The organism is Streptomyces sp. NPDC015661, from assembly GCF_043077765.1.
Lineage (GTDB): Bacteria > Actinomycetota > Actinomycetes > Streptomycetales > Streptomycetaceae > Streptomyces.
Genome location: NZ_JBIBST010000012.1, coordinates 63,892 through 86,726, shown reverse-complemented (window position 1 = coordinate 86,726; position 22,835 = coordinate 63,892). Strand labels below are relative to the sequence as shown.

The following is a 22,835-nucleotide window of genomic DNA, read 5'->3' as shown; positions in this document are numbered from 1 at the left end:
TCGCTGGGCTGACAGGGAGTGCGGCGCGGACGTGCCACCGCGGACCCCGTCACCCTGAGGCCGTCCACTAGCCGGTCGCTAGCCCGTCGCTGGTCCCCTGCTCGAGCCCCGCTGGAAGCCCGGACGCCGCCTCCCACAGTCCCCGCAGCGACTCCTCCGGGCCGCGCACCGCCCGCCAGCCGAGGAGCTTCTCCGCGATCTCGTGGGACGGGCCCTGCTCCACCCCGGACAGGCCACCGGGCGGCGCGTACCCCGGCTCCGGGAGGCGCTCCTCTACGCGTGCGGGCACCCCGCTGAGCCGGATGAGCAGGTCGAGGAGGTCGCGTACGTCGACCGGGCGGCCCGTTCCCGGGTCGAGGACCCGGCCGCGCACCCGCGAGGCGGCCGGCGGCGCCACGGCGGCGAGCACGGCGTCGGCCGCGTCCCGCACGTCGAGGAACTCGCGCCGCTCGCGCCGCGCGAGGGTCGTCACGGTCACGGCCTCGCCGGTGCGTGCCGCCCGGGCGAGCCTCGCGCCCACCCCGCCCAGAAAACTGCCCTCGGGGGTGCCCGGGCCCAGCAGGTTCGGCAGCCGCAGCACCGTGCCGCCCGCCGCCGTCACGCACGCGGTGGCCGCCGCCTTCGTCCGGCCGTAGACGGTCGCCGCCGCGTGCTCGTGCACGCTGCCGAGCTGGACGAACCGGGGCGCCCGGGTCCCCAGGGCGGTCACGGCCGCCGTGAACCGGAGCACCGCGCGCTCGTTGGCCTCCGCCATCTCGGCCTCGCTCGCGCCCCACACCGCGCCGGCGGCGTTGACCACCACCTGCGGCGCCAGCGCGGCCAGCTCGTCCGCGAGCCGTCCGGGCCCGGCCCGCACCAGGTCGACCGCACGCGCCGTGACACCCCTGGGTGCCCGGGCGCGCCGGGACCAGGCGTGCACCTCCCAGCCGCGGGCCAGGAACGCGGCGCACACGTGCCCCCCGGCGAATCCGCTGCCGCCGAGGACGAGCACACGCGGCGCGGGGACGGAACGGGCTGCCATGTCGGGGCCTCCTTCGGGGCTGCTGCCGGGGCCGGAGCCTTCCAGGGCGGCCTGTAGTCCCGCTCGAGCGGCCCACGTGAGGCTGGCGCGAGGAGTACGGGACCGGGCGACCGGCCCCGGCCGCCACTCACAAGGAGCAGACCAGGATGCCGACTCAGGAGTTGACGGCACGACAGGTGTCGTCCCCCATCGAATCCGCCGCCGTGGTGGTCGCGGCCGCCGATGTCGCGAAGACCGCCGCGGAGCACGCGCGGGCCGCCGAGCGTGATCGCCGGCTCGCCCCGGAGGTGGTGCGGTCCCTGCTGGACGCCGGTTTCGCGCGCCACTTCGTACCGCGCCGGCACGGCGGCGACGCCGGGACCTTCGAGGAGATCGTGCGGGCGGTCGCCGTGGTCGGCGAGGGCTGCACCTCGGCCGCCTGGGCGGCTTCGCTGACCGCCTCCCTCGGCCGGATGGCCGCGTACCTCCCCGAGGCGGGACAGCGGCGGGTCTGGGCCGGGGGTCCGGACACGTTGATCGTGGGCGCGCTCATGCCGCTGGGCCGGGCCCGGCGCGAGGAGGGCGGCTGGCGGATCGACGGCACCTGGCCGTACGTCAGCGCGGTGGACTACGCGGACTGGGCGCTGGTGTGCGCGATGACGACCGAGGACCGGCCGACCGCCCGCTTCTTCGCCGTGCCGCGCGGCGACTGGCGCACCGAGGACACCTGGTCGTCGGTCGGGATGCGCGGCACCGGCAGCAACACGCTGTCGGTGGAGGGGGTGTTCGTGCCGGACGAGCTGACCTTCACCCGTGACGCCCTCGCCACCGGCATCGCCGAGGGCGAGGAGGCGCCCTGCCACCGTGTGCCCCTGAAGGCCGTGAACGGGCTGTGCTTCGCGGCCCCCGTACTGGGCGCCGCGCGTGCCGCCCTTGCGGCCTGGCGGGAGGGCACGGCCCCCCGCCACACCTCGGCCTCGGGCGGTCTGGAGAGTGCGGCGGCGGTCGTCCTCGGCCGCGCGGCGGGCGAGGCGGACGCGGCGGCGCTGCTCCTGGAGGCGGCGGCGCGCACCGCCGACACCGGACAGGTCACCGCCTCCGACACGGCCCGCGCCGGCCGGGACTGCGCGCTCGCGGCGGAACTCGCCACGTCCGCCGTGGACCGTCTGTTCGCCTCCGCGGGAACCCGCGCCCACCAGGACTCGGCCCCTCTGCAGCGCCACTGGCGGGACGCCCACACCGCGTCCGGCCACGTGGTCCTGGGCTTCCAGGCCGCGGCCGAGGCGTACGCCCGCGAACTCCACGCGCCGCACGCCGCGAACTGACCGAGACCCGGCGCGCCCACCGTCACGGCCCAGGCGCGCCCCGGTCACGGTCCCGGCGCGGTCACCGTCACAGCCCTGGCGCGCCCGCCGTCACAGGACCCGGCGCCCGGCCCCGTACCTCCACGGCAACCACCGTCACAGCCCTGGCGCGCCCGCCGTCACAGGACCCGGCGCCCGGCCCCGTACCTCCACGGCAACCACCGTCACAGCCCTGGCGCGCCCGCCGTCACAGGCCCCGGCGCCCGGCCCCGTACCCCACGGCCCTCACCGCCACAGGCCCCGCCACCCGGCCCCGTACCCCTGCGGCCCTCACCGTCACCGGCCCCGGCGCCCGGCCCCGTACCCCTCAGTCCTGCGTCTCGTCCTGCGCCTCGCCCTGGCAGCTCGGGCTCGTGCCGCCGCACGGATCCTCCGTGGGGGCGCGGTGCCGGCCGCCCCGGGTCGCGGCCCCCGTCGGCTCGCGCAGGAGCCTGCGCGGGCCGGGACCCTCCTCGCCGAGCTCGTCGAACGGGTTCGTCAGCGGACAGTCCCGTACCGAGAGACAGCCGCAGCCGATGCAGTCCTCCAGGCCGTCGCGCAGGGCGAGCAGCTGCTCGATGCGCGCGTTGAGATCCGCGCGCCAGCGCTGCGAGAGCCGTGCCCAGTCGTCCCGGTTGGGCGTGCGCTCCTCGGGCAGCTCGGCCAGTGCTTCGGCGACCGTGCTCAGGGGGATTCCCATGCGCTGGGCGACCCGGATCACCGAGATGCGGCGCAGCGTGTCCCGGGTGTAGCGGCGCTGGTTGCCGGGCGTGCGGCGGCTCTTGATGAGGCCCTTGGACTCGTAGAAGTGCAGGGCCGTGACCGCGACGCCGCTGCGCGCCGACAGCTGTCCGACGGTGAGCTCGGTGACGTGGTACGCGGGCCGGGCGACGGTCATGTCAGCCGGCCTCCACCAGGGCCCGGTGCAGCTGGTCCACGGAGGGGACGCCGGTGGTGACCCGTACGCCGTCGACGAAGACGGTCGGGACGCCGGTGACCCCGAGGCGGGCGGCGGCCCGCTCGTCCTCGCGGACGTCCTCGCCGTAGGCGTCCGTCGCCAGGACCGCGGTGACGCGGTCGGCGTCGAGCCCGGCGGCCGTCGCGGTGCGGAGCAGGACCTCGTGGTCCGCCACGTTCAGCTGTTCCGTCAGATAGGTGCGGAACAGCTCGCCCTTCATCCTGTGCGCGAGACCGTCCTCGGCGGCCAGGTGCACCAGGCGCTGCGCGTCGAAGGAGTTCACGGGGCGGACGCCGGTGAGGCGGATGTCCAGCCCCTCGGCCTCGCCCAGGACCCGGATCTTCTCGAACAGCTCGACCGTTTCCCCGGGTTGCAGTCCGAGCTTCTCCCGCATCATCTCGCCGAGCGTAGCACCGGGCGTACGGGGCTGGTCGGGACGGAGTTCGAAGCTCCGCCACACCACCTCGGCCTCGCGGTCCTCCAGGCGTTCGATCGCCTTGTCGAGGCGCGCCTTGCCGATGTAGCACCACGGACACATGATGTCGGACCAGATCTCGATCTTCACGGACGGTCTCTCCCCACTTCCGGTTGTACGTCTCAGGCTGCAACCTCGAGTGCGCTGGAGGTCAAGCGCACTCGAGGTCGGCCGCACGGAAAACGCGCCGGCCGGCCCCGCTCGGGGACCGGCCGGCGCGGCGCACCCGCGAAGCCGCTACTTGACGACCGTCGTGGTCAGCGCGATCGGCTGGTCGGGCCAGCAGGCGAGCTGGGCCTCGCCGGACCAGTTCGGGGAGATGAAGGTCCAGCTGAAGCCCGGGTCGTCGTGCGAGGTGCCGCCGAAGCGGGTCTCCAGGGTGGTCCGGGAGTAGGGGGCCTTCAGCTTGATGGTGATCTTCGGCAGGTCGAACGGGGTGTTGGAGACGTACGGGCCCGCGGCGCGCAGCACGGCCTTGGTGCCGTCTATCTGCAGCTCCGGGGTGCCCGCGGCGCCGCCGTCGGCGACCTGGTAGGAGACGACCGTCGCGCCGGCCGGCAGCTTGAACTGCAGGGCGACGTTCTTGACCTCCTTGTTGTAGGCCGGGTTCGGGGTGATCGGGGCCGGGTCGAGGGTGACGTCGAAGGTCGCCCCGGGCCGGACGGTCGCGGGGGCGACGGCGTCCACGTAGGTGGAGTAGGCGAGGCCGGTCACGGTGCCGACCCGGCAGTCGAAGTAGGTCTTCACCGGGGCGGCCTGGGCGCCGGACGTGGTGGCCGCGACACCGGCCAGGGCCAGCGGGACGGCGATCGCGGCGGTGCGGACACGGCTGCGCAGTGCGGACATGGTGATGGGTTTCCGTTCTCGTCGAGAGCGTGCCGCCGGCCGGGTGCCGGTGGCTGAGTGGGTGGTGTGGATGGCGCGCCGGTGCCGACCGGCGGCACTCGGCGTCCCGTTGTCAGGAGGCGTGGGCGCGCCAGAAGTCGGGGTGGTCGCGGTACCAGTCCACGACCGCCCCCAGTCCGCTCTCGATCGACCAGCGGGGCGCGTAGCCCAGCTCCTCGCGGATCTTGGAGTCGTCGATCGCGTAGCGGAAGTCGTGTCCGAGGCGGTCCTCGACATGGCGCACCATGTCCCAGTCCGCGCCCAGGAGGTCGAGCAGGCGGGCGGTCATCTCGCGGTTGCTCATGCCGCTGCCGCCGCCGATGTTGTAGATCTCGCCGGCCCGGCCCTTGGTGAGCACCAGCTGCAGGGCCCGGCAGTGGTCGTCGACGTGCAGCCATTCGCGCACGTTGCGGCCGTCGCCGTACAGCGGGACCGTCCTACCGGTCAGCAGCCGTGTGACGAAGAGGGGGATGAGCTTCTCGGGGTGCTGACGGGGCCCGTAGTTGTTGGAGCAGCGGGTGACGCGGACGTCGAGTCCGTGCGTCCGGTGGTAGGCCCTGGCGATCAGGTCGCTGGACGCCTTGGACGCGGCGTAGGGCGAGTTGGGCAGCAGCGGGCTCTCCTCGGTCCAGGTGCCGCTGTCCACCGAGCCGTACACCTCGTCGGTGGAGACGTGCAGGACCCGGTCCACCCCGGCGTGCAGGGCGGCGTCGAGCAGCTGCTGGGTGCCCATGACGTTCGTGCGGACGAACTCGCCGGGGCCGGTGAGGGAGCGGTCGACGTGGGATTCGGCCGCGAAGTGGACGATCGCGTCGTGGCCGGGGACGACCCGGTCGAGGAGGCCGCGGTCGCAGATGTCGCCGTGGACGAAGTCGAGCCGGTCGTGGTCCTCGGGCAGGTTGTCGCGGCGGCCCGCGTAGGTGAGCCGGTCGACGACCGTGACGTGGACGTCCTCGGTCTCGGGGTAGGCGCCCGCGAGGATCTGGCGGACGTAGTGCGAGCCGATGAATCCGGCGGCGCCGGTGACCAGGAGCCTCATGCCGCGACCTCCGCCCGGGTGTGGTCGCCGATGATGAGCCGGCGTCCGGCGGCCTCGCCGCCGCGCACGTCGGCCGAGCGGCCGATGAGGGAGCCGGACAGGCCGCGCACGCCCTGGATGGTCACGCCGTCGAGGACGATGGAGTCGCGGATGCCGGCGTCCTCCAGGACGCAGTCGCGGCCGAGGGCGGTGTACGGGCCGAGCTCGCTGTCCCGCACGACGCTGCCCGCGCCCACCACGAGCGGTCCGACGAGGTGCGAGCGCTCCACGCGGGCTCCGGCCTCGACGACCACGGCCCCTTCGAGGGTGCTGGCCGCGTCGACCTCGCCGTGTACGCCGGGGTGGAGTCCGCTGAGCAGCACCCGGTTGCAGTCGAGCAGGTCGTCGGGGCTGCCGGTGTCCTTCCAGTAGCCGGTGTACTCGCCGGCGACGACGCGGTCGCCGCGTTCCACGAGGTACTGGATGGCGTCGGTGATCTCCAGCTCGCCGCGGGCGCTGGGCTCGATGGCGCGGACCGCCTCGTGCACGGCGGCGGTGAAGAAGTACACGCCGATCACGGCGAGGTCGCTGCGCGGCTGCCGCGGCTTCTCCACCAGCGCGCGGACCCGGCCCTCGGCGTCGATCTCGGCGACGCCGTAGGCGCGCGGGTCGTCCACCTTGGCGAGCAGCAGCCGGGCGGCGGGGCGCTCGGCCCGGAAGTCGCGGGCGGACTCGGCGATGCCGTCGGCGAGGATGTTGTCGCCCAGGTACATCACGAAGTCCTCGTCCCCGAGGAACTCCTCGGCGATGGCGACGGCGTGCGCCAGGCCGAGGGGGGCCTCCTGCTGGAGGTAGGTGACGTTCAGTCCGTAGGCGGAGCCGTCTCCGACGACGGCGCGGACGTCCTCGGCGCGGTCGCCGACGACGACGGCGACGTCCTCGACACCGATGGCGCGGACGTTCTCCAGACAGTGCACCAGGATCGGCTTGTTGGCGACGGGCACCAGCTGTTTGGGCATGGAATAGGTGAAGGGACGTAGTCTGGTCCCCATCCCTCCGGACAGAATCAGTGCCTTCATGGCAACCCTTCACTCCCGCCTTCGGCCCTTGCCTTGGTTACGGGAACGATTCTGCGAAGCCGACCTAGAGAGCCGGTCCAATCCAGCTGGACCCGGCGCGATTCCTACCCGTACGAGCTCGTAAGCCCGGCCGTGTGCCCGGTGTACGAGCCCGGCGTGTGTCCTGCGTACGAGCCCGGCGTGTGTCCTGCGCCCGCCCGGCGTCTGCCCACCCTGTGCCCACCGTGCCCCGGCGTCTGCCCACCCTCTGCCCACCGTGCCCCGGCGTGTGCCCGCGCGCCGGGGGCGCGTCCGCGAACGCGGAGAAGGGGGCCGGCGCGGGCCGGCCCCCTTCGTGGACACGTGCGACGGGGGAATGGCACGTGTCCGTACGGGGGCGTGCTCGCCCGCCGGTGGGGCGGGCGGCACGCGGGTGCGCGGCCGGGGCCCCGGGGTCGTGCCCCCGGGTGTCCCGGCGCGGCGGTCGGTCAGCTCTTGCCCGCGGGCTGCTTGCCCTCCTCCTTGGCGCCGCCCGGCGCGCCGGCGGCGGGCTCACGGCGCTTCTCCTTCGGTACGGCGGCGAGGACCAGGGCGATCAGCAGCATGACCCCGCTGACGACGAAGACGGTCTGCATCGCCTCGGCCATGCCCTCCAGGAACGGCTTGGCGAGCCGCGGGTCGGCGTGGTCGAGGAAGGAACTGTCGTCCAGCGGTACGACGCCGTCCCGGGCGGCGAGCACCACCTTGTTGGCGGCCTGCCCGGTCACGGAGGGGTCGTTCGCGGCCGCCGCGAAGGCGGGGTCGGAGGCGGCGTCGCGGTAGGCCTCGGCGACCTTCTCGCCGACCGCGCCGAAGAACATCGACAGGAAGACGGCGATGCCCGCGGTGCCGCCGATCTGGCGGAAGAAGGTGAACGAGCCCATGCCGGCGCCCATGTACTGCGGCGCGACGCCCGTCTGGATGGCGATGAGCATGACCTGCCAGGCCAGGCCGATGCCGAAGCCCATCAGGCCGGCGGCGACGCCCGTCAGCCACAGCGAGGTGTCCAGGGTGAGCGTCCCGAAGAGGAAGGTCGCGACGACCATCAGGACGAGTCCGCTGAGCAGGACCACCTTGTAGCGGCCCGACTTGGTGACGTACGGACCGGCGATCCGGCCCGCCACGACGATGCCCAGCGTCTGCGGCAGCATCATCAGTCCGGCCTGGGTGGGGGACAGGCCCTTGACCATCTGGAAGTACAGCGGCAGGACGGACAGCGCGCCGAACACGGCGGCGCCGACGAGGACGTTGACGCCGTTGTAGACGGAGAAGAGCGGGTTGCGGAACATCGGCGTGGGCAGCAGGGCCGCGTCGGCCGCCCGCTTCTGCGCCAGCAGGAAGAGGATCAGGCCGATCGCTCCCAGGACGAACAGCAGAATCGTTCCGGTGTCGGTCCAGCCCCACTTCGGGCCCTGTTCGACCGCGAAGAGCAGCGGCAGCAGGCAGGCGATCAGCGCGAGCAGGCCCGCGATGTCGAACTTGTGCCGGGTGCGGTTCGGCTGGACGCGCACCAGCGTGCCGATGAGGACCGCGGCGGCGACGCCGATGGGCACGTTGATGAAGAAGGCCCAGCGCCAGCCGGCCGCGCCGAGGAAGGAGTCGAGCCCGGCGAAGAAGCCGCCCGCGACGGGGCCGATGACCGCCGAGACACCGAAGACCGCGCCGAACCACGCCTGGTAGCGGCTGCGTTCGGCCAGCGGCACCAGATCGGTGAGGATCGCGAACGCGAGGCTCATCAGACCGCCCGCGCCGACGCCCTGGACGCCGCGGAACACGGCGAGCATCGTCATGGACTGGGCGAGGCCGCTGAGCACGGAGCCGAGGACGAAGATGCCGACGGCGGTGATGTAGACGGGCCGGCGGCCGTAGATGTCCGAGAGCTTGCCGTAGAGCGCCGTCGTGATCACCGAAGTGATCATGTACGAGGTGTTCGCCCACGCCTGCTCGGAGAGGCCGTCCAGGTCGTCGGCGATGGTACGCAGCGCCGCGGAGATGATCGTCTGGTCGAGCGCGGCCATGAACAGGCCGAGCAGCAGACCCGTCATGATCAGCCGGATCCTTCGTCTGTCCACCGCCCCGGCCGCCTCGGCACCGGAATCGGGCGCGGGGGAACCCGGCTTCGCTGTGTCTGTCATCGGAAGTTCTTCCTTCGGATTCGGAAGGTACGTCGGGAGGGGTCGGGCCGCTGCGTCCGGACCAGGATGAAACCTCTAGCGCGCTGGAGGTCAAGGGGCATCGTGCGGCGCCCCGCTAGGGCGCGACTACAGCCCTCCTCGCGCTCCCGCACCGCCGCGCGCCCCGCCGCTTCCAGCGGCGCTCCAGGAGTGCTCGACCCCCGCTCCCTAGCGTCCGCGGCCATGAGATTCCTTTTTGTGTCCGGAGGAAGCGCGGGGGCGGTCTTCCCCATCACCCCGCTGGCACTCGCGGCGCGCAACGCCGGTCACGAGGTGATCGTCGGGGCCACCGAGAACGTGATGCCGCTGGTCGCCGCGACGGGTCTGCCCGGCGCCCCGATCACCTCGCGCACCATGTTCGACTTCATGCAGCGCGACCGGCACGGCAATCCGCTGGAGATCCCCAAGGACCCGCACGAGCGGAACCTGTTCAACGGCCGGGGCATGGCCCGCCTCGCCCTGGGCAGCATGGAGGGGCTCGTCCCGCTGGTCGAGCGCTGGCAGCCGGACGTCCTGGTCGCCGGAGCCCTCTCGTACGCCGCGCCGCTCGTCGCCCACCGTTTCGGTCTGCCCTGGGTGCGGCACGCGCTCAACATGGGGGAGCCGTCCATCATCGACCTGTCCGCCGCCGCCGAACTGGCGCCGGAGCTGGAGGAGATGGGCCTGTCCGCGATCCCCGACCCGGACATGTACGTGGAGATCTGCCCGCCCGGCGCCCGCCGCCCCGACGCGGGCCCCGCGCAGTTCATGGGGTACGTGCCCTTCAACACCCAGCGGGCGCTGGAACCCTGGATGTACTCCAGGACGGGCGACCGGCCGCGCGTCCTCGTCTCGGCCGGCAGCCGCGTGACCGCCGACTACGAGGCCGACGCCCTGTCCGCCCTGGTGGAGAAGGTCGCCGGGCTCGACGTGGAGCTGCTGATCGCGGCGCCGCAGGAGATCGCGGACGCCCTGGGCGACCTGCCGGAGAACGTACGGGCGGGCTGGCTGCCGCTCGACGTCGTGCTGCGCACCTGCGACCTGCTCGTGCACCGGGCCGGCGGCAACACGATGCTGCACGCGATCGTGTGCGGCGTCCCGCAGCTGCTGATCCCGGCCATGCCGAAGCAGGTCGGGATGTCGGCCCGGCTCGCGGAGTACGGCGCCGCGATCATGCTGACGGCGGGGCAGGACGACTCCCCCGAGAACGTCGCCAAGATGTGCCGGGAACTCCTCGAAGACCCCTCGTACAAGGCCAGGACCGAGGAGCTGAGCAGGGAGATCGCGGGCCTGCCCACGCCCCACGACGTCACGGTCGCCATCGCCGACATGGTCCACGCGCGCGGGGGGATGTGAATCCGTCACACCCGATTTCGTGACGGGAACACTGGTCGGCGGTCATGAGGTGTTCGCAGAATCCAGCGAGGGCGCTGCGTCACCGCGTCTTCAGCTCGTCCGTCCTCTTGGAAGACACCGCAGGCTCCTGGAAGGAACCCCCATGAACCACGTCCTCGCCGAGAACCCCGCCTGGGCCGCCGTCCTCACCCCGGCCCAGGAGGAGTCCCCGGCCATGCTGTCGATCGAGGACCTGGACGCGGTCCCCGCCGACGCGGCGGCCCTGTTCACCTGGTGCATCATGGCTCCCGAGCCGACCGAGGCCGTCGCGGCCTGACGCCTCGGCACACGAACAAGGGGGACCGGTGGCCGTCGACGGCGGACCGCGGATCGGCTGGCGCAGCCATCTGCGCAGCCTCGTCGTACCGGGCGAGGCCGTCTACCTCGTCTCCGCGCGGGGCGTCCGCGCCGTGCGCGGCGCCCCGGCCGAGGCACTGGCCCCCTTGCTCGACGGCACCCGCACGCCGGACCAGGTGCTGCGGGAGGCAGCCGCCACCGCCACACCCGGCGCCGGCCCGCGGGAGCTGCGCGGCGCGCTCGCCGAACTCTGGTCGGCGCACCTCCTGCGCGCCCACACGGCACCGCTCCGCGACCCGGGAACACCGGAAGCCGGCTCCCCCGGCGCCTCGGACGAGGCTTTCTGGGACCTGGCCGGAGCCACGGCCCCGCCCGCCACGGCGGCCGTGCGGCTCGTCGTCCTGGACGGCCCGGTCTCCCCCGGGGAGGCACGGGACGCCTGCGCCGCCTCCGGGCTCACCCTCGCGCCGCCCACCGCGGAAGCGGAGGACGCCGAGGTCACCCTGGTGCTCTGCGCCGACTACCTGGACCCCCGGCTCGCCGGCGTCGACGCGCGGCAGCGCGCGGCCGGCCGCCCCTGGATCCTCGCCAAGCCCGGCGGCCCCGAGTCGTGGACCGGCCCCGTCCTGCGGCCCGGCGACGGCCCCTGCTGGCACTGCCTCGCCGAACGCCTGCGCCTGCAGCGCGGCGCCGAGGCCCCCCTGCACCGCGCCCTCGGCAGTACGGACCCGGTCTCCCGCCCCGACGCCTCGATCGCCGCGAGCCGTGCGACGGGCCTGCACACCGCCGTCCTGGAGACCGCCAAGTGGCTGGCCGGCGCGGCCGGACCCACCCGCGACGCCGTCCACACCTTCGACGCCCTCACCCTCGCCGGGGAACTGCATCCGGTGACCCGCCGCCCCCAGTGCCCGGTCTGCGGCGACCCCGGGCTCGTGGCCGCCCGGGTGCGCGAGCCCTTCGTGCCGCGGCCCCGCCCCAAGGCGGCGGACGGCGGCAACGGCCACCGCGCCCTGTCCCCGGGGCAGATGCTGGAGCGGTACGGCCATCTGGTGGGCCGCGTCACCGGCGTCGTACGCGAGGTGCGACGGGACCCGCGCAGCCCCGCCTTCACCCACAGCTTCCTCTCCGGGCACAACCTGGCGATGCGGGCGTCGACCCTGGACGGGCACAGCGCCGGACTGCGCGCGCTCAGCGGCGGCAAGGGCCTCACGCCCGAGGAGGCGACGGTCAGCGCCCTGTGCGAGGCCGTCGAGCGCTACAGCGGCTCGCGGCACGGCGACGAACCCGTGGTCCGCGACAGCTTCCGCGCGCTCGGCCCCGCCGCGGTCCACCCGGACACGGTACGGCTGTACGACCCCCGGCAGTTGCGCGAGCGGGACGCCTGGAACGCGGCCGGCTCGCCCTTCCAGTACGTCGGCCGTCCCTTCGACGAGGACGCGCCGCTCGACTGGACGCCCGTCTGGTCCCTGACCTCCCGCACCCAGCGGCTGCTGCCCACCTCCCTCCTGTACTTCGACAGCGATCCCGCGGCCCCGCTGCGCGGGGACTCCAACGGCAACGCCGCCGGGTCCAGTCGCGAGGACGCCTTCGTGCAGGGCTTCCTGGAGCTCGTGGAGCGCGACGCGGTCGCCCTGTGGTGGTACAACCGCACCCTCGCCCCCGCCTGCGACCTCGACGCCTTCGCCGCCGCCGGCGACACCTGGATCGAGCCCTTGCGCGCGGGCTACCGCTCGATCGGCCGCGAGGTCTGGGCCCTGGACCTGACCTCGGACTTCGGCATCCCGGTGGTGGCCGCCCTGTCCCGGCGCACCGACGGCCCCGCCGAGGACGTCCTCTTCGGCTTCGGCGCCCACCTCGACCCGCGCATCGCGGTACGCCGCGCGCTCACCGAGATGGGCCAGATGCTGCCCGCGGTCGTCGACGCGCGCCCGGACGGCTCGGGCTACGCCGTGGACGATCCCCAGGCCCTGGCCTGGTGGCGCGAGGAGACCGTCGCCGGTCAGCCCCATCTGCTGCCCGACCCGCGGCTCGCCCCGAGCGGCCCCGGGACCCACCCGTACATCCCCCGCGCGGACCTCGCCGACGACGTGGCGGCACTCACCGCGCTCGCCGCCGAACGGGGTCTGGACGTCCTGGTCCTGGACCAGACACGCCCGGACATCGGGCTCCCTGTGATGAAGGTCATCGTTCCCGGCATGCGCCAGTTCTGGCCACGTTTCGCGCCGGGCCGTCTCTTCGACGTGCCGGTCGCCCTGGGCCGGCTCGCCGCCCCCACCCCGTACGAACTCCTCAACCCCCTGCCGCTGTTCGTCTGACACCGGCGACGGCGGCCGTGCCGACCGCCCCTCTCGGCCACCGCCCTTCCGAGGGTGGGGAATCGGCCGCTGTTCGGGGACTGTTCACCGAGGTCGGAGCCGATGGAGACCCGGACAGCGCGGTCCGATATTTCCATGATCGGCATCGCGATACCTTCCGGTACGTCTCTACCCCCACAGAGAGGTCGTCACCTCCGATGAACGCGCGTGACCATCAGTCAGACGATCCGAACGACCCCGTCCCACACCCCTCCCACGACGGCTCCACCGTGCTGGCCCCCCGCCTGGCCCGCTCGGTCCTGCTGGCCACCTTGGCCGGATACTCCCTGGTCACCGCCGTGAACATCCTCGGCACCCGCGCATCCCCCGTCGAGACCGGCCTCGGATTCCTCGCCCTGCTCGTGATGTTCGGCCTCCAGCTCGTGCACTCCAGGCCCCAGGCCCGGCAGAGCTCGTACGGATGGCGCGTCACCACCCTCGGCGCCCAGGCCGTGTGCTGTTTCCTACCGCTCGCCCTGTTCCACCTGGCCTGGGGAGCGATGTCCGGTTTCCTGGCCGGCTCCGTCCTCCTGCTCCTCCCCGGCCGGACCGCCTGGCCGCTGTACGTGGCGATCGGACTCTCCCTCTTCGGGTACGCGGCGCTCGTCGCGGACCGCGGGCTGTTCGACAGCGTCTACGCGCTGGAGACCACCCTCGTCACCGGGCTCGTGGTGTTCGGGCTGAGCAGCCTGACCGGTCTGGTGACCCGGCTGCACGCACAGCGCGCCGACCTGGCCAGGCTGGCCGTGGCCGACGAGCGGCTCCGCTTCTCCCGCGACCTGCACGACCTGCTCGGGTACAACCTGTCCGCGATCACCCTGAAGACCGAACTGGTCCGCCGGCTGGTGCCGGAGATGCCGGGCCCCGCCAGGGCCGAGACCGACTCCATACTCGCCCTGTCCCGGCAGTCGCTCGCCGATGTGCGCAAGGTCGCGACCGGCTACCGCGACATGTCGCTGCGCGAGGAGGCGACCGCCACCCGCTCGATGCTGGAGGCCGCGGGGATCGAGGTGGTGACCGCCATCGACACGGGCGCGCTGCCGCCGGAGATCGACACGGTGCTCGCCACCGTGCTGCGCGAGGGCGTCACCAACGCGCTGCGACACAGCCATGTCCACCAGTGCACGATCCGGTGCTGGGAGGAGGAGGGCCTGATCACGCTCAGCATCGCCAACGACGGCGTGGAGCTCGCCGGCCGGAGCCCGGACGACGCCGATCCCACGCCCCTGCAGGCGGCGGTGGACGAACCCGGCGGCACCGGCCTGGGCAATCTCACCCACCGCCTCGGCCGTGTCGGCGGCAGCCTCACCACCGAACTGAGCGACGACGGTTGGTTCCAAATGACCGCCCGCGCACCACTGTCCGGTCGACCTGACACAGTCGACCTTAACCGGAAGGAGAACGCACAGAAGTAAACAATTGTAGTGTGCATACGGTCATAGCATGGGGGGATTCACCACAGTGATACGGATATTGCTGGCCGAGGACATGGGCATGATCCGCGGCGCGCTGGTCGCGCTCCTGAGCCTGGAAGACGACCTCGACGTCGTCGCACAGGTCGAGCGCGGCGACAGAATCCTCCCGACCGCCCTGGAACACCGCCCCGACGTGGCGATCATCGACATCGGACTCCCCGGCATGGACGGCCTCACGGCCGCGGCACTGCTCGCCGAGGAACTCCCCTCCTGCCGCACCCTCATCCTGACGAGCCTCAGCCGCCCCGCCGTCCTGCGCCGGGCGCTGGACGCCAAGGTGGCCGGCTTCCTGCCGAAGGACGCCTCCCCGCAGGACCTCGCCGAGGCGATCCGCAGGATCGCGGCCGGGCACCGCGCCATCGACCTCCAGCTCGCCCTCGCGGCCTGGGACGGCGCCGAGAGTCCGCTCACCAAGAGGGAGCTGGAGGTGCTCCGCCTGACCGCCGCGGGCGACGAGGCCCCGGAGATCGCCGCCCGGCTGCACCTGTCCACGGGAACCGTCCGCAACTACCTGACCTCCGTGGTCACCAAGCTGAACGCCCGCAACCGGGTGGACGCCGTGCGCATCGCGCACGAGTCCGGCTGGCTGGTCTGACGCCGGCCGGACTCGTACGCCTCAGGTACGCATCAGATGAAGGCCCGCGTACCCCGCCTGCTCCCGCCCCAGCTCCAGCTCGGGCTCACCGGAGAGCACCGCCTGGTGCAGCCTCCGCAGCCGGTGCGAGGGCTCCACCCCGAGCTCCTCGACGAGCGTCCGGCGCAGCTCCTGGAACACCTCCAGGGCCCGCCACACCCCGCCCGAGCGGTACAGCGCCGTCATCAGCTGGGCGGCCAGGTTCTCGTTCATCGGATGCCGGGCGACCAGCATCCGCAGCTCGGCCAGGAGCGAGGCGTGCCGTCCGAGCAGCAGATCCGCCTCTATCCGCTGCTCGAGGACACGCGTGCGCTGCTCCTCCATCCCGAGCACCTCGACCCCCAGGACCCGCCCGACCGGCACATCCACCAGTGCGGGCCCCCGCCAGAGCCCGAGCGCCCGCTCCAGCGTCACGGACGCGGCCCGCGCGTCACCCGCTTCCAGCGCCACCGAGCCGCGGGCCGCCAGTGACTGGAACTCCCTCAGATCACTGTCCTCGGGACGCACGGCGAGCCGGTAGCCCCCGAAACAGGTCGTGAGCACCTCCTTGGCGTCCCCGCCCCGGTCGAGCCCACCGCCCGGCGCACCGGCGCGCAGCGCCGCGGCCACCTTCCGGCGCAGATGAAGGATGTACGTCTGCAGAGTGGTGGCCGCGCTCTTGGGGATCGCGTCCCCCCAGATCTCCTCCATCAGCGTCGGTACGGTCACCACCCGCTCCGCTCTGATGGCGAGCAGCGCGAGCAACTGGCGCGGCTTGCCCGCGCTGGGAACGATCGACTGTCCATTGAGACGGACCGCGAGCGGCCCGAGAATCCCCACATCCATGAAACTCCCCCGGAGTGCTCCGATATCGGAGGGACTGATCAGCGATGTCGGTATCGACGATCGCACGCCCGGTCCGCGCCTCCCAGGGCCGTCGTCATGGATCGGACCATGACCGCCTCACTCGAGCGAGACCCGAGCACGAGTCCAGGGGCCGGGCCTCCGCGCACATCGAAAATGCCCCCTGAGCCTGCGTTCTCCACAGGCCAGGGGGCATTCGTCCGGTGGAGCCTAGGGGAGTCGAACCCCTGACATCTGCCATGCAAAGACAGCGCTCTACCAACTGAGCTAAGGCCCCGGAACGAGGACAGCGTACCGGGTCCACCCCTATGTCCGGCAAAAGGATTGGGACTCCCGGTCGGCGACCACTCTCCGTAAGATGCTGACCGAGGTTCGCAGTGGCGAACCTAAGGGATGGGGAGTAAGTAATGGACGCAGCGCAGCAGGAAGCCACGGCGAGAGCCAGAGAGCTTCAGCGCAGTTGGTACGGAGAGCCGCTGGGGGCGCTCTTCCGTCGCCTGATCGACGATCTCGGGCTCAATCAGGCCAGGCTCGCGGCCGTGCTCGGGCTCTCCGCGCCCATGCTGTCCCAGCTGATGAGCGGCCAGCGGGCCAAGATCGGCAACCCGGCCGTCGTCCAGCGCGTCCAGGCCCTCCAGGAGCTCGCCGTCCAGGTCGCCGACGGCAGCGTCAGCGCCGCCGAGGCCACCGACCGCATGGACGAGATCAAGAAGTCGCAGGGCGGCTCCGTCCTCACCGGCACGGGCCAGACCACCACCGGATCCGGCGCGCCGACCGTGCGCCGTGTGGTCCGCGAGATCCAGTCGCTGCTGCGCTCCGTTGCGGCCGCCGGCGACATCATCGACGCCGCCGACTCGCTCGCCCCGGCCCACCCGGAACTGGCAGAGTTCCTCAGGGTGTACGGCGCCGGGCGCACCGCCGAAGCGGTCGCCCACTACGAGTCGCACCAGAACTGACGCGGGCCGGCGGCCGGCCGGCACCGCGGAGAGACGACGCACACGGGGAGCGGGCGCAGCGCGATGGGTGAGGTCTTCGCTGGTCGGTACGAGCTGATCGACCCGATCGGACGCGGCGGGGCGGGCGCGGTGTGGCGTGCCTGGGACCACCGGCGCCGCCGCTATGTGGCGGCCAAGGTGCTCCTGCAGAGCGACGCGCACACGCTGCTCCGCTTCGTCCGTGAGCAGGCGCTGCGGATCGATCATCCGCACGTCCTCGCCCCGGCCAGCTGGGCAGCCGACGACGACAAGGTCCTCTTCACCATGGACCTGGTGGCCGGCGGCTCGCTGGCCCACGTCATCGGCGACTACGGCCCGCTGCCGCCCCGCTTCGTCTGCACGCTGCTCGACCAGCTGCTCTCGGGCCTCGCCACGGTGCACGCCGAGGGGGTCGTGCACCGGGACATCAAGCCCGCCAACATCCTCATGGAGGTCACCGGCACCGGGCGGCCGCATCTGCGGCTGTCCGACTTCGGCATCTCCATGCGCAAGGGCGAACCCCGCCTCACCGAGACCAACTACGTGGTGGGGACGCCCGGTTACTTCGCGCCCGAGCAGCTCCTGGGCGCCGAGCCGGACTTCACCGCCGACCTCTTCGCCGTCGGGCTGGTCGCGCTCTATCTGCTCCAGGGCCGCAAGCCGGACTCCCAGGCCCTGGTCGAGCACTTCCTCGCGCACGGCACCCCGGGTGCCCCCGAGGGCATTCCCGAGCCCCTGTGGCAGGTGCTCGCCGGTCTGCTGCAGCCCGATCCGCAGGCCCGGTTCCGGACGGCCACGGGCGCGCGGAAGGCGCTGAGCGCCGCCGTCGAGATGCTGCCCGAGACGGGCTCCGGCGAGGAGCCGGTCGAGATCTTCGACCAGCTCGGCCCGCTCCCCTCCGGCTTCGGCCCGGAAGGCCCCACGGCCCCCGCAGGCACGGCGGGCACCGCAGGCCCCGCCACCACGGCCCCCGCAGGCACCGCCACAACGGACCTCGACGCGCCGGCACCCGCCTCCGTACCGCCCCAGGAGCGGCCCGCACAGCCGGTGCAGCCCCCGGCGCACCTCGCGCACCCCGGACAGCCCGCGGCACCCCCCGTACAGCCGCACCACCAGCCGTACCAGCCGACCGTCCACGCTCCGGCGGCCCCGACGCCGCCCGGGCCCTCCGAGACGGGCAGCTTCCACCTGCCTCCCCCGGTCGCGCACCCGACCCCCTCCTTCGAGCAGGCGCCCACCTCCGCGGCGCCGTACGGACAAGCCCCCACTCATCCATACACCGCTCGGCCCGATCAGGTTCCCGCCCCGCACACGGCACCCACCGCGCTCGCCCCCGTACGCCGACCGGGACCGCCCCCGAAGGTGACGGTCCCGGTGCTCCTGCTCGCGCTGGTGTCGCTCGCGGTCGGGTTCTGGGCCCTGACGCAGATCTGACTCAGGCCCGCCGCCGGGCCAGCAGGGTCCACGCCCCGAGCCCGAGCAGCAGGACGGTCCCGGTGCCGATCCCGGCCGCGGCGACGATCCTCATCGAGCCGCTCCGTTCGGCGGCCTCCTCCACCTGCGCGCCGCTGGACCCGCTCGCGGCCGCCTCCTTGTCGTCGGCGGTCACGGCGAACGGCCCGGGGTCCCCGTCGTACCCGGGACCGGACCCGGCCTTGTTCATGACGTTCACCCGCAGCGTCAGCGGCACCGGCTTGTCGCCGTAGTCCTTGGCGACGGCCGGGCTGAGGGTGGCCGACAGGTAGTACCAGCCGGCGAACCGCATGCCGCTGGTGGTGTCGTCGTACGAGGTGCGGTTCGCGTGGGCCACCGGCCGCTGCGGGCCGAGCGTCACCGTCGCGGGCTTCCCGTCGTAGGTGACGGTGTTCTCGTCGACGTGGCCGAGCGCCGGGTTCTCCAGGGAGAGCACGAGGGCGTTGGAGACGTACGCGTCGGAGGCGGAGCTGCTGCCGAGCTCGGCGGTGGTGAAGAGCTGCTGTCCCCAGTCGACGGGCACCCGGTAGAACAGCGTCTGGCCGGGCCGGATGTCGGAGCGCCACTCGCCCTGTGTCAGCGAGGCGGCGTCGTGGATGCCGGAGCCGCCCTGCCGCGGCCTGGGGCCTCCCGTCGGCGGCGCGGGCGTGGCGGAGGGCCAGGCGGACGGGAGCTCGGTCGGCCCGGCCTTCTTCAGCGGCGGCTCGGACAGGTGCCGGATCTCCAGTTCCCAGTCGTCCGGGGAGGAGGTCGCCTTCGAGGAGCGCTCGACGAGCACGTAGAAGGCCCCCGCCCGCTGGCAGCTGGAGCTGTCCGCGTCGACGATCCGGCGGGCGTAGGCGGCGAGGGGCCGCGTGTACTCGGCCGACGAGAAGTTGACCTGCTGGTAGCTGCATTCGGCGCCGGAGCCGTCCTGCATGGACACCTTGAACCCGTCGCCGTACTCGACCTTCCCGCCGGGCTTCGGCACGGCGACGACGGAGACGTACGAGTTCCGCTTGTCGTCGAGGTCGACCCGGTAGTAGAGCTTGCCGTCCTTCCTGACGGTGTCCCGGTACGTCTGCCCCGTCTTCAGGGCCTTCGCGTCGAGGCTGGAGGCGGCGCCCTGGATCCGCTGGGCCGAGCCGTCGAAGGCGTACGGCGGCACCGCCGCGCCCTCGGCCGCCGTGGCCTGGACGGGCAGTGCCGTCACCGCGCCCACGGCCGCGGCCGCCGCGATCAGGGCTCCAGCTCCCGCCCTCCGGCCGTTCCCGGTCCGCCTGCCGGCCTGCGTGCTCACGCGTCTCTCCCGTTCCTTCCCGCCCTGCGCCGCGCCCGCCCGAGGGCGATCAGCACCCCGGCGAGCAGCACCAGCGCCCCGCCGCCCACCGCGACGGCCGTGGTGCCGGTCCATCCTGCCCCGCCCGCACCGCCGGTGTCCGCCCGCGCGGTGGATTCGTCCTGCTTCGCGGGCGCCTTCACGCGCGCGTGGTGCTCGGGTCCGGCCTTTTCCTCACCGAGGACGGCGATCCGCAGGACGACGGCGATCTCGGGGTTCCGCGCGATCCGGGCCGCGTCGGCGCCGAGGGTGACGGCGATGTAGTGGCCGCCGGGCGCGTGCGTGGCGATCACGTTCGGGTCGGCCTCGTAGCGGTTGGCCCAGGCGACGGGGACCGTGCCCATCCTCAGTGCGATCGGTTCGCCGGTGTACGCCGTCTCGGAGGTGAAGACGCCCGTGCCGCCGCCGACCGGGTGGCGTGACGGGGTGTAGACCTCGGTGCCGCCGTACGAGCGGGCCGGGGAGCCGTCGTCGCCGACGGTCGGCTCGTCGGCGAACTCGACGTCGTAGCGCAGCTGCTGGCCCCAGCCGACCGGCACCTTGTACCAGAGGGTCTGGGAGGGCAGCAGCCGGTCGCGGAAGACGCCGGGGCGGAGTTCCCTCGCGTCGTTGAAGCCGGTGCCGCCCCGTACGTCCTCGGGGTCGCCGGTGGGCAGGGCGGCCGCCGGGCCGCCGGCGCCGTACTGGGGCTGCGACTGCGCCGGGACGGTCCCGGCGGGCAGGGGCTTCTCGACGCCGTGGACGATCTCCAGGGGCCAGCGGGCCGCGTCGGAGCCCGGCTTGCTCTCCCGCGTGACGCGCAGCCAGTAGCGCCCGGCGTTGTCGCAGGTGGAGTAGCGGGTCTCGGTGGGGATGCGGGAGACGGCCGAGGTCAGCGGGACGGCGCCCTCGTCCTGATGGAAGATCTGGGACCGCGTCGCGCAGCCCCCTTCGTCGCCGGTGCCCGAGACCCAGACGACGGTCGTGGTCAGTTTGTCGACGGTGTCCACCGCCGCCCCGGGCTGCGGTACGGCCGTGGCGGCGAGGTTCACCGTGGACGCGTCGTCCATGTCGACCGCGTAGTACCGCTTCTCGCCGGGTCCGATGGTGTCGAGGTACTGGCCGGGCGGCAGCGCGGGCGCGCCGTCCCTGGTGGGCGTGCCCTCAATCCTGGTGCCGCGCAGCCGGTAGCCGTCCGCGGAGAGGCGGGCGGCCCGCTGGAGCTGGCGGGCGAGCGCGTCGGCGTCGGGCGCGTCGTAGTAGCGGCCGTTCCCGGCCTCGGCGACGCACTCCAGTTGCTCCCGGGCCTTGCCCTTCACCTGGAAGCCGACGGTGTCGATGCGCAGCCCGATGCCCCGGCGGGCGAGTTCGGCGGCGACCTCGCAGGGCCGCGGGGTGCCGCAGGTGTCCTCGCCGTCCGAGATCAGCAGGATCGTGCGGGTCGTGATGGCCCCGGGAGGCGGTGCGGGCAGGTCTTCCGCGGCCTTGCGCAGCGAGAGCCCGATGGGGGTGTCCCCCTTGGGCGTGAGGGCGGCCACGGCCGCCTTGAGGCCGGCCCGGTCGAGTGGGGCCACCGGCTTCACGAGCCGGGTGTCGGTGCAGCCGCTCGCCCGGTCGGCGCCGTACACGCGCAGGCCGGTGGGGTGGCCGTCGGGGAGGCCGTCGACGACGGTCCCGACGGCGTCGCGGGCCGCCGCCATCCTCGTACGGCCGGGATCCCCGCCGCCCACCGGATCGGCCATGGATCCGGAGGAGTCGAGCACCAGGACGAGGCTGCCCCCGCCCGGCTCGCGCGCGGTCTCGGCGGCCGCGGCCGGGGCGGGTGCGAGCAGCAGGGCGCACAGCCCGGCGACCGTCCCTCCCGCGATCCCCCGCCGAAGTCGAAGCAGTCGAACTCTCACGGTCGTCCCCCTTGTTCGCGATCACTCAACTTTGCTTTAGCAAGCTAGTGATTTGCGGTGGCGAACTCAAGGGAACCCGTGTCACGGTCCTGGAACAGCGAAACCCCGGCGGCGCTCACGCGCTGCCGGGGCTTCACCCACAGAGTGTGTGTCTCTCAGACACCGGAACCTGCGGGCACGGAGTCGGTCGCCTCCGTCCACAGATCCTGCTCGGCGCGATCCGCCTGGATCTGGCGGTACACGAGGAGCCCGCCGATGGCGGCCAGTGCGACCAGGAGAAGCTTCTTCACCGCGCGACCTCGTCTTTCGTTGACGTAGGAGACTTCTGACGCCCACTCTACACATCGACCGATACCGATCGGTGACCTGTGCGGTCTTCGTACCCCCGCTTCAAACCCGCGCACAAACAAATCGACCCGGATGGAGGAACCATCCGGGTCGATCTGAACTGTGGGGCTAACAGGATTTGAACCTGTGGCCTCATCCTTATCAGGGATGCGCTCTAACCAACTGAGCTATAGCCCCGCCGCGCTTTGCGGTTTTCGTGTCCGCCGCGCTGACTCCTGAACATTAGCGCACGTGGGGGCCAGTCCCAAAATCGGTTCCTTCCCCGGCCCCCGCGCACGTCACTCGTCCTCGGCCAGCGTCAGCTCGACACCGCCCACGAAACCGGCCGACAGGTTGTAGATGAAGGCACCCAGCGTCGCCAGCGCGGTCATCAGGACCACGTCGATCACGGCGATCACCGAGGTGAACATCAGCACCCGCGGCAGCGACAGGAAGGACTGCAGATCGAAGCCGTTGGACTCGTTCGAGCCCGTGGCCTCGCTGATCGTGCCGCCGACCGTCGAGAAGACGCCCATGGCGTCCATGACCATCCACAGCACCGCCGCGGCCACGACCGTGCAGACGCCCAGCGCGATGGAGAGCAGGAAGCTCACCTTCATCACCGACCACGGATCGGCCTTGGCCACCCGCAGCCGCGCCTTGCGCGTCCTGGGCGTCGTGCTCGCCCCGGTCCGCGGCCGGCGCACGGCCCCGGTCTGTCCGCCCTGCGTACCGCCCGCAGGCGTGCCGTACGCCTGCGGCGGGTGGTAGGGCCCGCCCGGCTGCCCCTGGGGGCGCTCGCCGGGCAGCGGCCCGTTGTAGGTCTCGTACGAGGGCTGCTGCCCCCGAGTGTCCGTCACCGCAACCCCCTGGGAGTCCGTGGCGGGGCCACGGGCGCCGTTCGCTCCAGCACCAGCAGAAGCTCCGGCAGCCGCC

General features: G+C 72.9%; 20 protein-coding genes and 2 tRNA genes. 8 read left to right on the top strand and 14 right to left on the bottom strand.

What is annotated here, in order from left to right:
- Window positions 1-67: 67 nt before the first annotated feature.
- Complete coding sequence (locus ACF07V_RS29855) at window positions 68-1,021, bottom strand: NAD-dependent epimerase/dehydratase family protein (RefSeq protein WP_392158787.1); 954 nt, start codon at window positions 1,019-1,021, stop codon at window positions 68-70.
- A 146-nt stretch (window positions 1,022-1,167) separates the two neighbouring features.
- On the opposite strand from ACF07V_RS29855, the gene ACF07V_RS29850 reads away from it, so the two are divergent.
- Window positions 1,168-2,325 carry a hydrolase gene (locus ACF07V_RS29850; protein ID WP_392158786.1) on the top strand — a complete coding sequence of 386 codons (1,158 nt, stop codon included), beginning with the start codon at window positions 1,168-1,170 and terminating at the stop codon, window positions 2,323-2,325.
- 346 nt (window positions 2,326-2,671) lie between these two features.
- Here the strand turns inward: ACF07V_RS29850 and soxR are convergent, their stop codons facing one another.
- The 6 genes from soxR to ACF07V_RS29820 form a co-directional block, all read right to left on the bottom strand.
- Entirely contained in the window at window positions 2,672-3,241 is a 570-nt protein-coding gene (gene soxR / locus ACF07V_RS29845) for a redox-sensitive transcriptional activator SoxR (protein WP_392158785.1), read from the bottom strand.
- Between the two features lies 1 nt (window position 3,242).
- On the bottom strand, window positions 3,243-3,866 hold the full coding sequence (locus ACF07V_RS29840) for a DsbA family oxidoreductase (RefSeq protein WP_392158784.1): 624 nt from the start codon (window positions 3,864-3,866) through the stop codon (window positions 3,243-3,245).
- A gap of 147 nt (window positions 3,867-4,013) precedes the next feature.
- Entirely contained in the window at window positions 4,014-4,622 is a 609-nt protein-coding gene (locus ACF07V_RS29835; protein WP_392158783.1) for a hypothetical protein, read from the bottom strand.
- Window positions 4,623-4,734: 112 nt separating this feature from the next.
- Window positions 4,735-5,700 carry a dTDP-glucose 4,6-dehydratase gene (gene rfbB / locus ACF07V_RS29830; RefSeq protein ID WP_392158782.1) on the bottom strand — a complete coding sequence of 322 codons (966 nt, stop codon included), beginning with the start codon at window positions 5,698-5,700 and terminating at the stop codon, window positions 4,735-4,737.
- Window positions 5,697-6,758 (bottom strand): glucose-1-phosphate thymidylyltransferase, encoded by a 1,062-nt coding sequence (locus tag ACF07V_RS29825; protein ID WP_392158781.1) that lies wholly within the window; start codon window positions 6,756-6,758, stop codon window positions 5,697-5,699. The genes rfbB and ACF07V_RS29825 overlap by 4 nt, the downstream gene beginning before the upstream one ends.
- Window positions 6,759-7,225: 467 nt before the next feature.
- A complete protein-coding gene (locus ACF07V_RS29820; protein WP_392158780.1) occupies window positions 7,226-8,911 on the bottom strand; it encodes an MDR family MFS transporter in 1,686 nt (561 codons plus the stop codon).
- 222 nt (window positions 8,912-9,133) lie between these two features.
- Here ACF07V_RS29820 and ACF07V_RS29815 point away from each other — a divergent pair, with 222 nt between their 5' ends.
- From ACF07V_RS29815 to ACF07V_RS29795, 5 genes are all read left to right on the top strand, one after another.
- Window positions 9,134-10,285, top strand: coding sequence for a glycosyltransferase (locus ACF07V_RS29815; protein WP_392158779.1), 1,152 nt, complete (start codon window positions 9,134-9,136; stop codon window positions 10,283-10,285).
- A gap of 142 nt (window positions 10,286-10,427) precedes the next feature.
- The gene (locus ACF07V_RS29810) at window positions 10,428-10,601 is read left to right on the top strand and encodes a hypothetical protein (protein ID WP_392158778.1); all 174 of its coding nucleotides are present in this window, start codon (window positions 10,428-10,430) and stop codon (window positions 10,599-10,601) included.
- 28 nt (window positions 10,602-10,629) lie between these two features.
- Window positions 10,630-12,936, top strand: a complete 2,307-nt coding sequence (locus tag ACF07V_RS29805) for a TOMM precursor leader peptide-binding protein (RefSeq protein ID WP_392158777.1) — start codon at window positions 10,630-10,632, stop codon at window positions 12,934-12,936.
- A 269-nt stretch (window positions 12,937-13,205) separates the two neighbouring features.
- Window positions 13,206-14,390, top strand: a complete 1,185-nt coding sequence (locus ACF07V_RS29800) for a sensor histidine kinase (RefSeq protein ID WP_392158776.1) — start codon at window positions 13,206-13,208, stop codon at window positions 14,388-14,390.
- 28 nt (window positions 14,391-14,418) lie between these two features.
- Window positions 14,419-15,045, top strand: a complete 627-nt coding sequence (locus ACF07V_RS29795) for a response regulator (RefSeq protein ID WP_392158775.1) — start codon at window positions 14,419-14,421, stop codon at window positions 15,043-15,045.
- A 21-nt stretch (window positions 15,046-15,066) separates the two neighbouring features.
- On the opposite strand, the gene ACF07V_RS29790 is transcribed toward ACF07V_RS29795, so the two are convergent.
- Together ACF07V_RS29790 and ACF07V_RS29785 are read right to left on the bottom strand one after the other, a co-directional pair.
- Window positions 15,067-15,909, bottom strand: a complete 843-nt coding sequence (locus tag ACF07V_RS29790) for a BTAD domain-containing putative transcriptional regulator (RefSeq protein WP_392158774.1) — start codon at window positions 15,907-15,909, stop codon at window positions 15,067-15,069.
- A 222-nt stretch (window positions 15,910-16,131) separates the two neighbouring features.
- Window positions 16,132-16,204: transfer RNA gene (locus ACF07V_RS29785), tRNA-Ala, on the bottom strand.
- A gap of 130 nt (window positions 16,205-16,334) precedes the next feature.
- On the opposite strand from ACF07V_RS29785, the gene ACF07V_RS29780 reads away from it, so the two are divergent.
- Together ACF07V_RS29780 and ACF07V_RS29775 are read left to right on the top strand one after the other, a co-directional pair.
- Window positions 16,335-16,883 carry a helix-turn-helix domain-containing protein gene (locus ACF07V_RS29780; protein WP_392158773.1) on the top strand — a complete coding sequence of 183 codons (549 nt, stop codon included), beginning with the start codon at window positions 16,335-16,337 and terminating at the stop codon, window positions 16,881-16,883.
- 63 nt (window positions 16,884-16,946) lie between these two features.
- Window positions 16,947-18,335, top strand: coding sequence for a protein kinase (locus ACF07V_RS29775; RefSeq protein ID WP_392158772.1), 1,389 nt, complete (start codon window positions 16,947-16,949; stop codon window positions 18,333-18,335).
- Window position 18,336: 1 nt separating this feature from the next.
- Here ACF07V_RS29775 and ACF07V_RS29770 read toward each other — a convergent pair whose 3' ends face one another.
- From ACF07V_RS29770 to ACF07V_RS29750, 5 genes are all read right to left on the bottom strand, one after another.
- A complete protein-coding gene (locus ACF07V_RS29770) occupies window positions 18,337-19,653 on the bottom strand; it encodes a hypothetical protein (RefSeq protein ID WP_392158771.1) in 1,317 nt (438 codons plus the stop codon).
- Window positions 19,650-21,572 (bottom strand): VWA domain-containing protein, encoded by a 1,923-nt coding sequence (locus ACF07V_RS29765; RefSeq protein ID WP_392158770.1) that lies wholly within the window; start codon window positions 21,570-21,572, stop codon window positions 19,650-19,652. The genes ACF07V_RS29770 and ACF07V_RS29765 overlap by 4 nt, the downstream gene beginning before the upstream one ends.
- 155 nt (window positions 21,573-21,727) lie before the next feature.
- Window positions 21,728-21,862 (bottom strand): DLW-39 family protein, encoded by a 135-nt coding sequence (locus tag ACF07V_RS29760; protein WP_003958712.1) that lies wholly within the window; start codon window positions 21,860-21,862, stop codon window positions 21,728-21,730.
- A 161-nt stretch (window positions 21,863-22,023) separates the two neighbouring features.
- Window positions 22,024-22,097, bottom strand: a tRNA-Ile gene (locus tag ACF07V_RS29755).
- 101 nt (window positions 22,098-22,198) lie between these two features.
- Complete coding sequence (locus ACF07V_RS29750) at window positions 22,199-22,759, bottom strand: DUF3566 domain-containing protein (RefSeq protein ID WP_392158769.1); 561 nt, start codon at window positions 22,757-22,759, stop codon at window positions 22,199-22,201.
- Window positions 22,760-22,835: the final 76 nt, after the last annotated feature.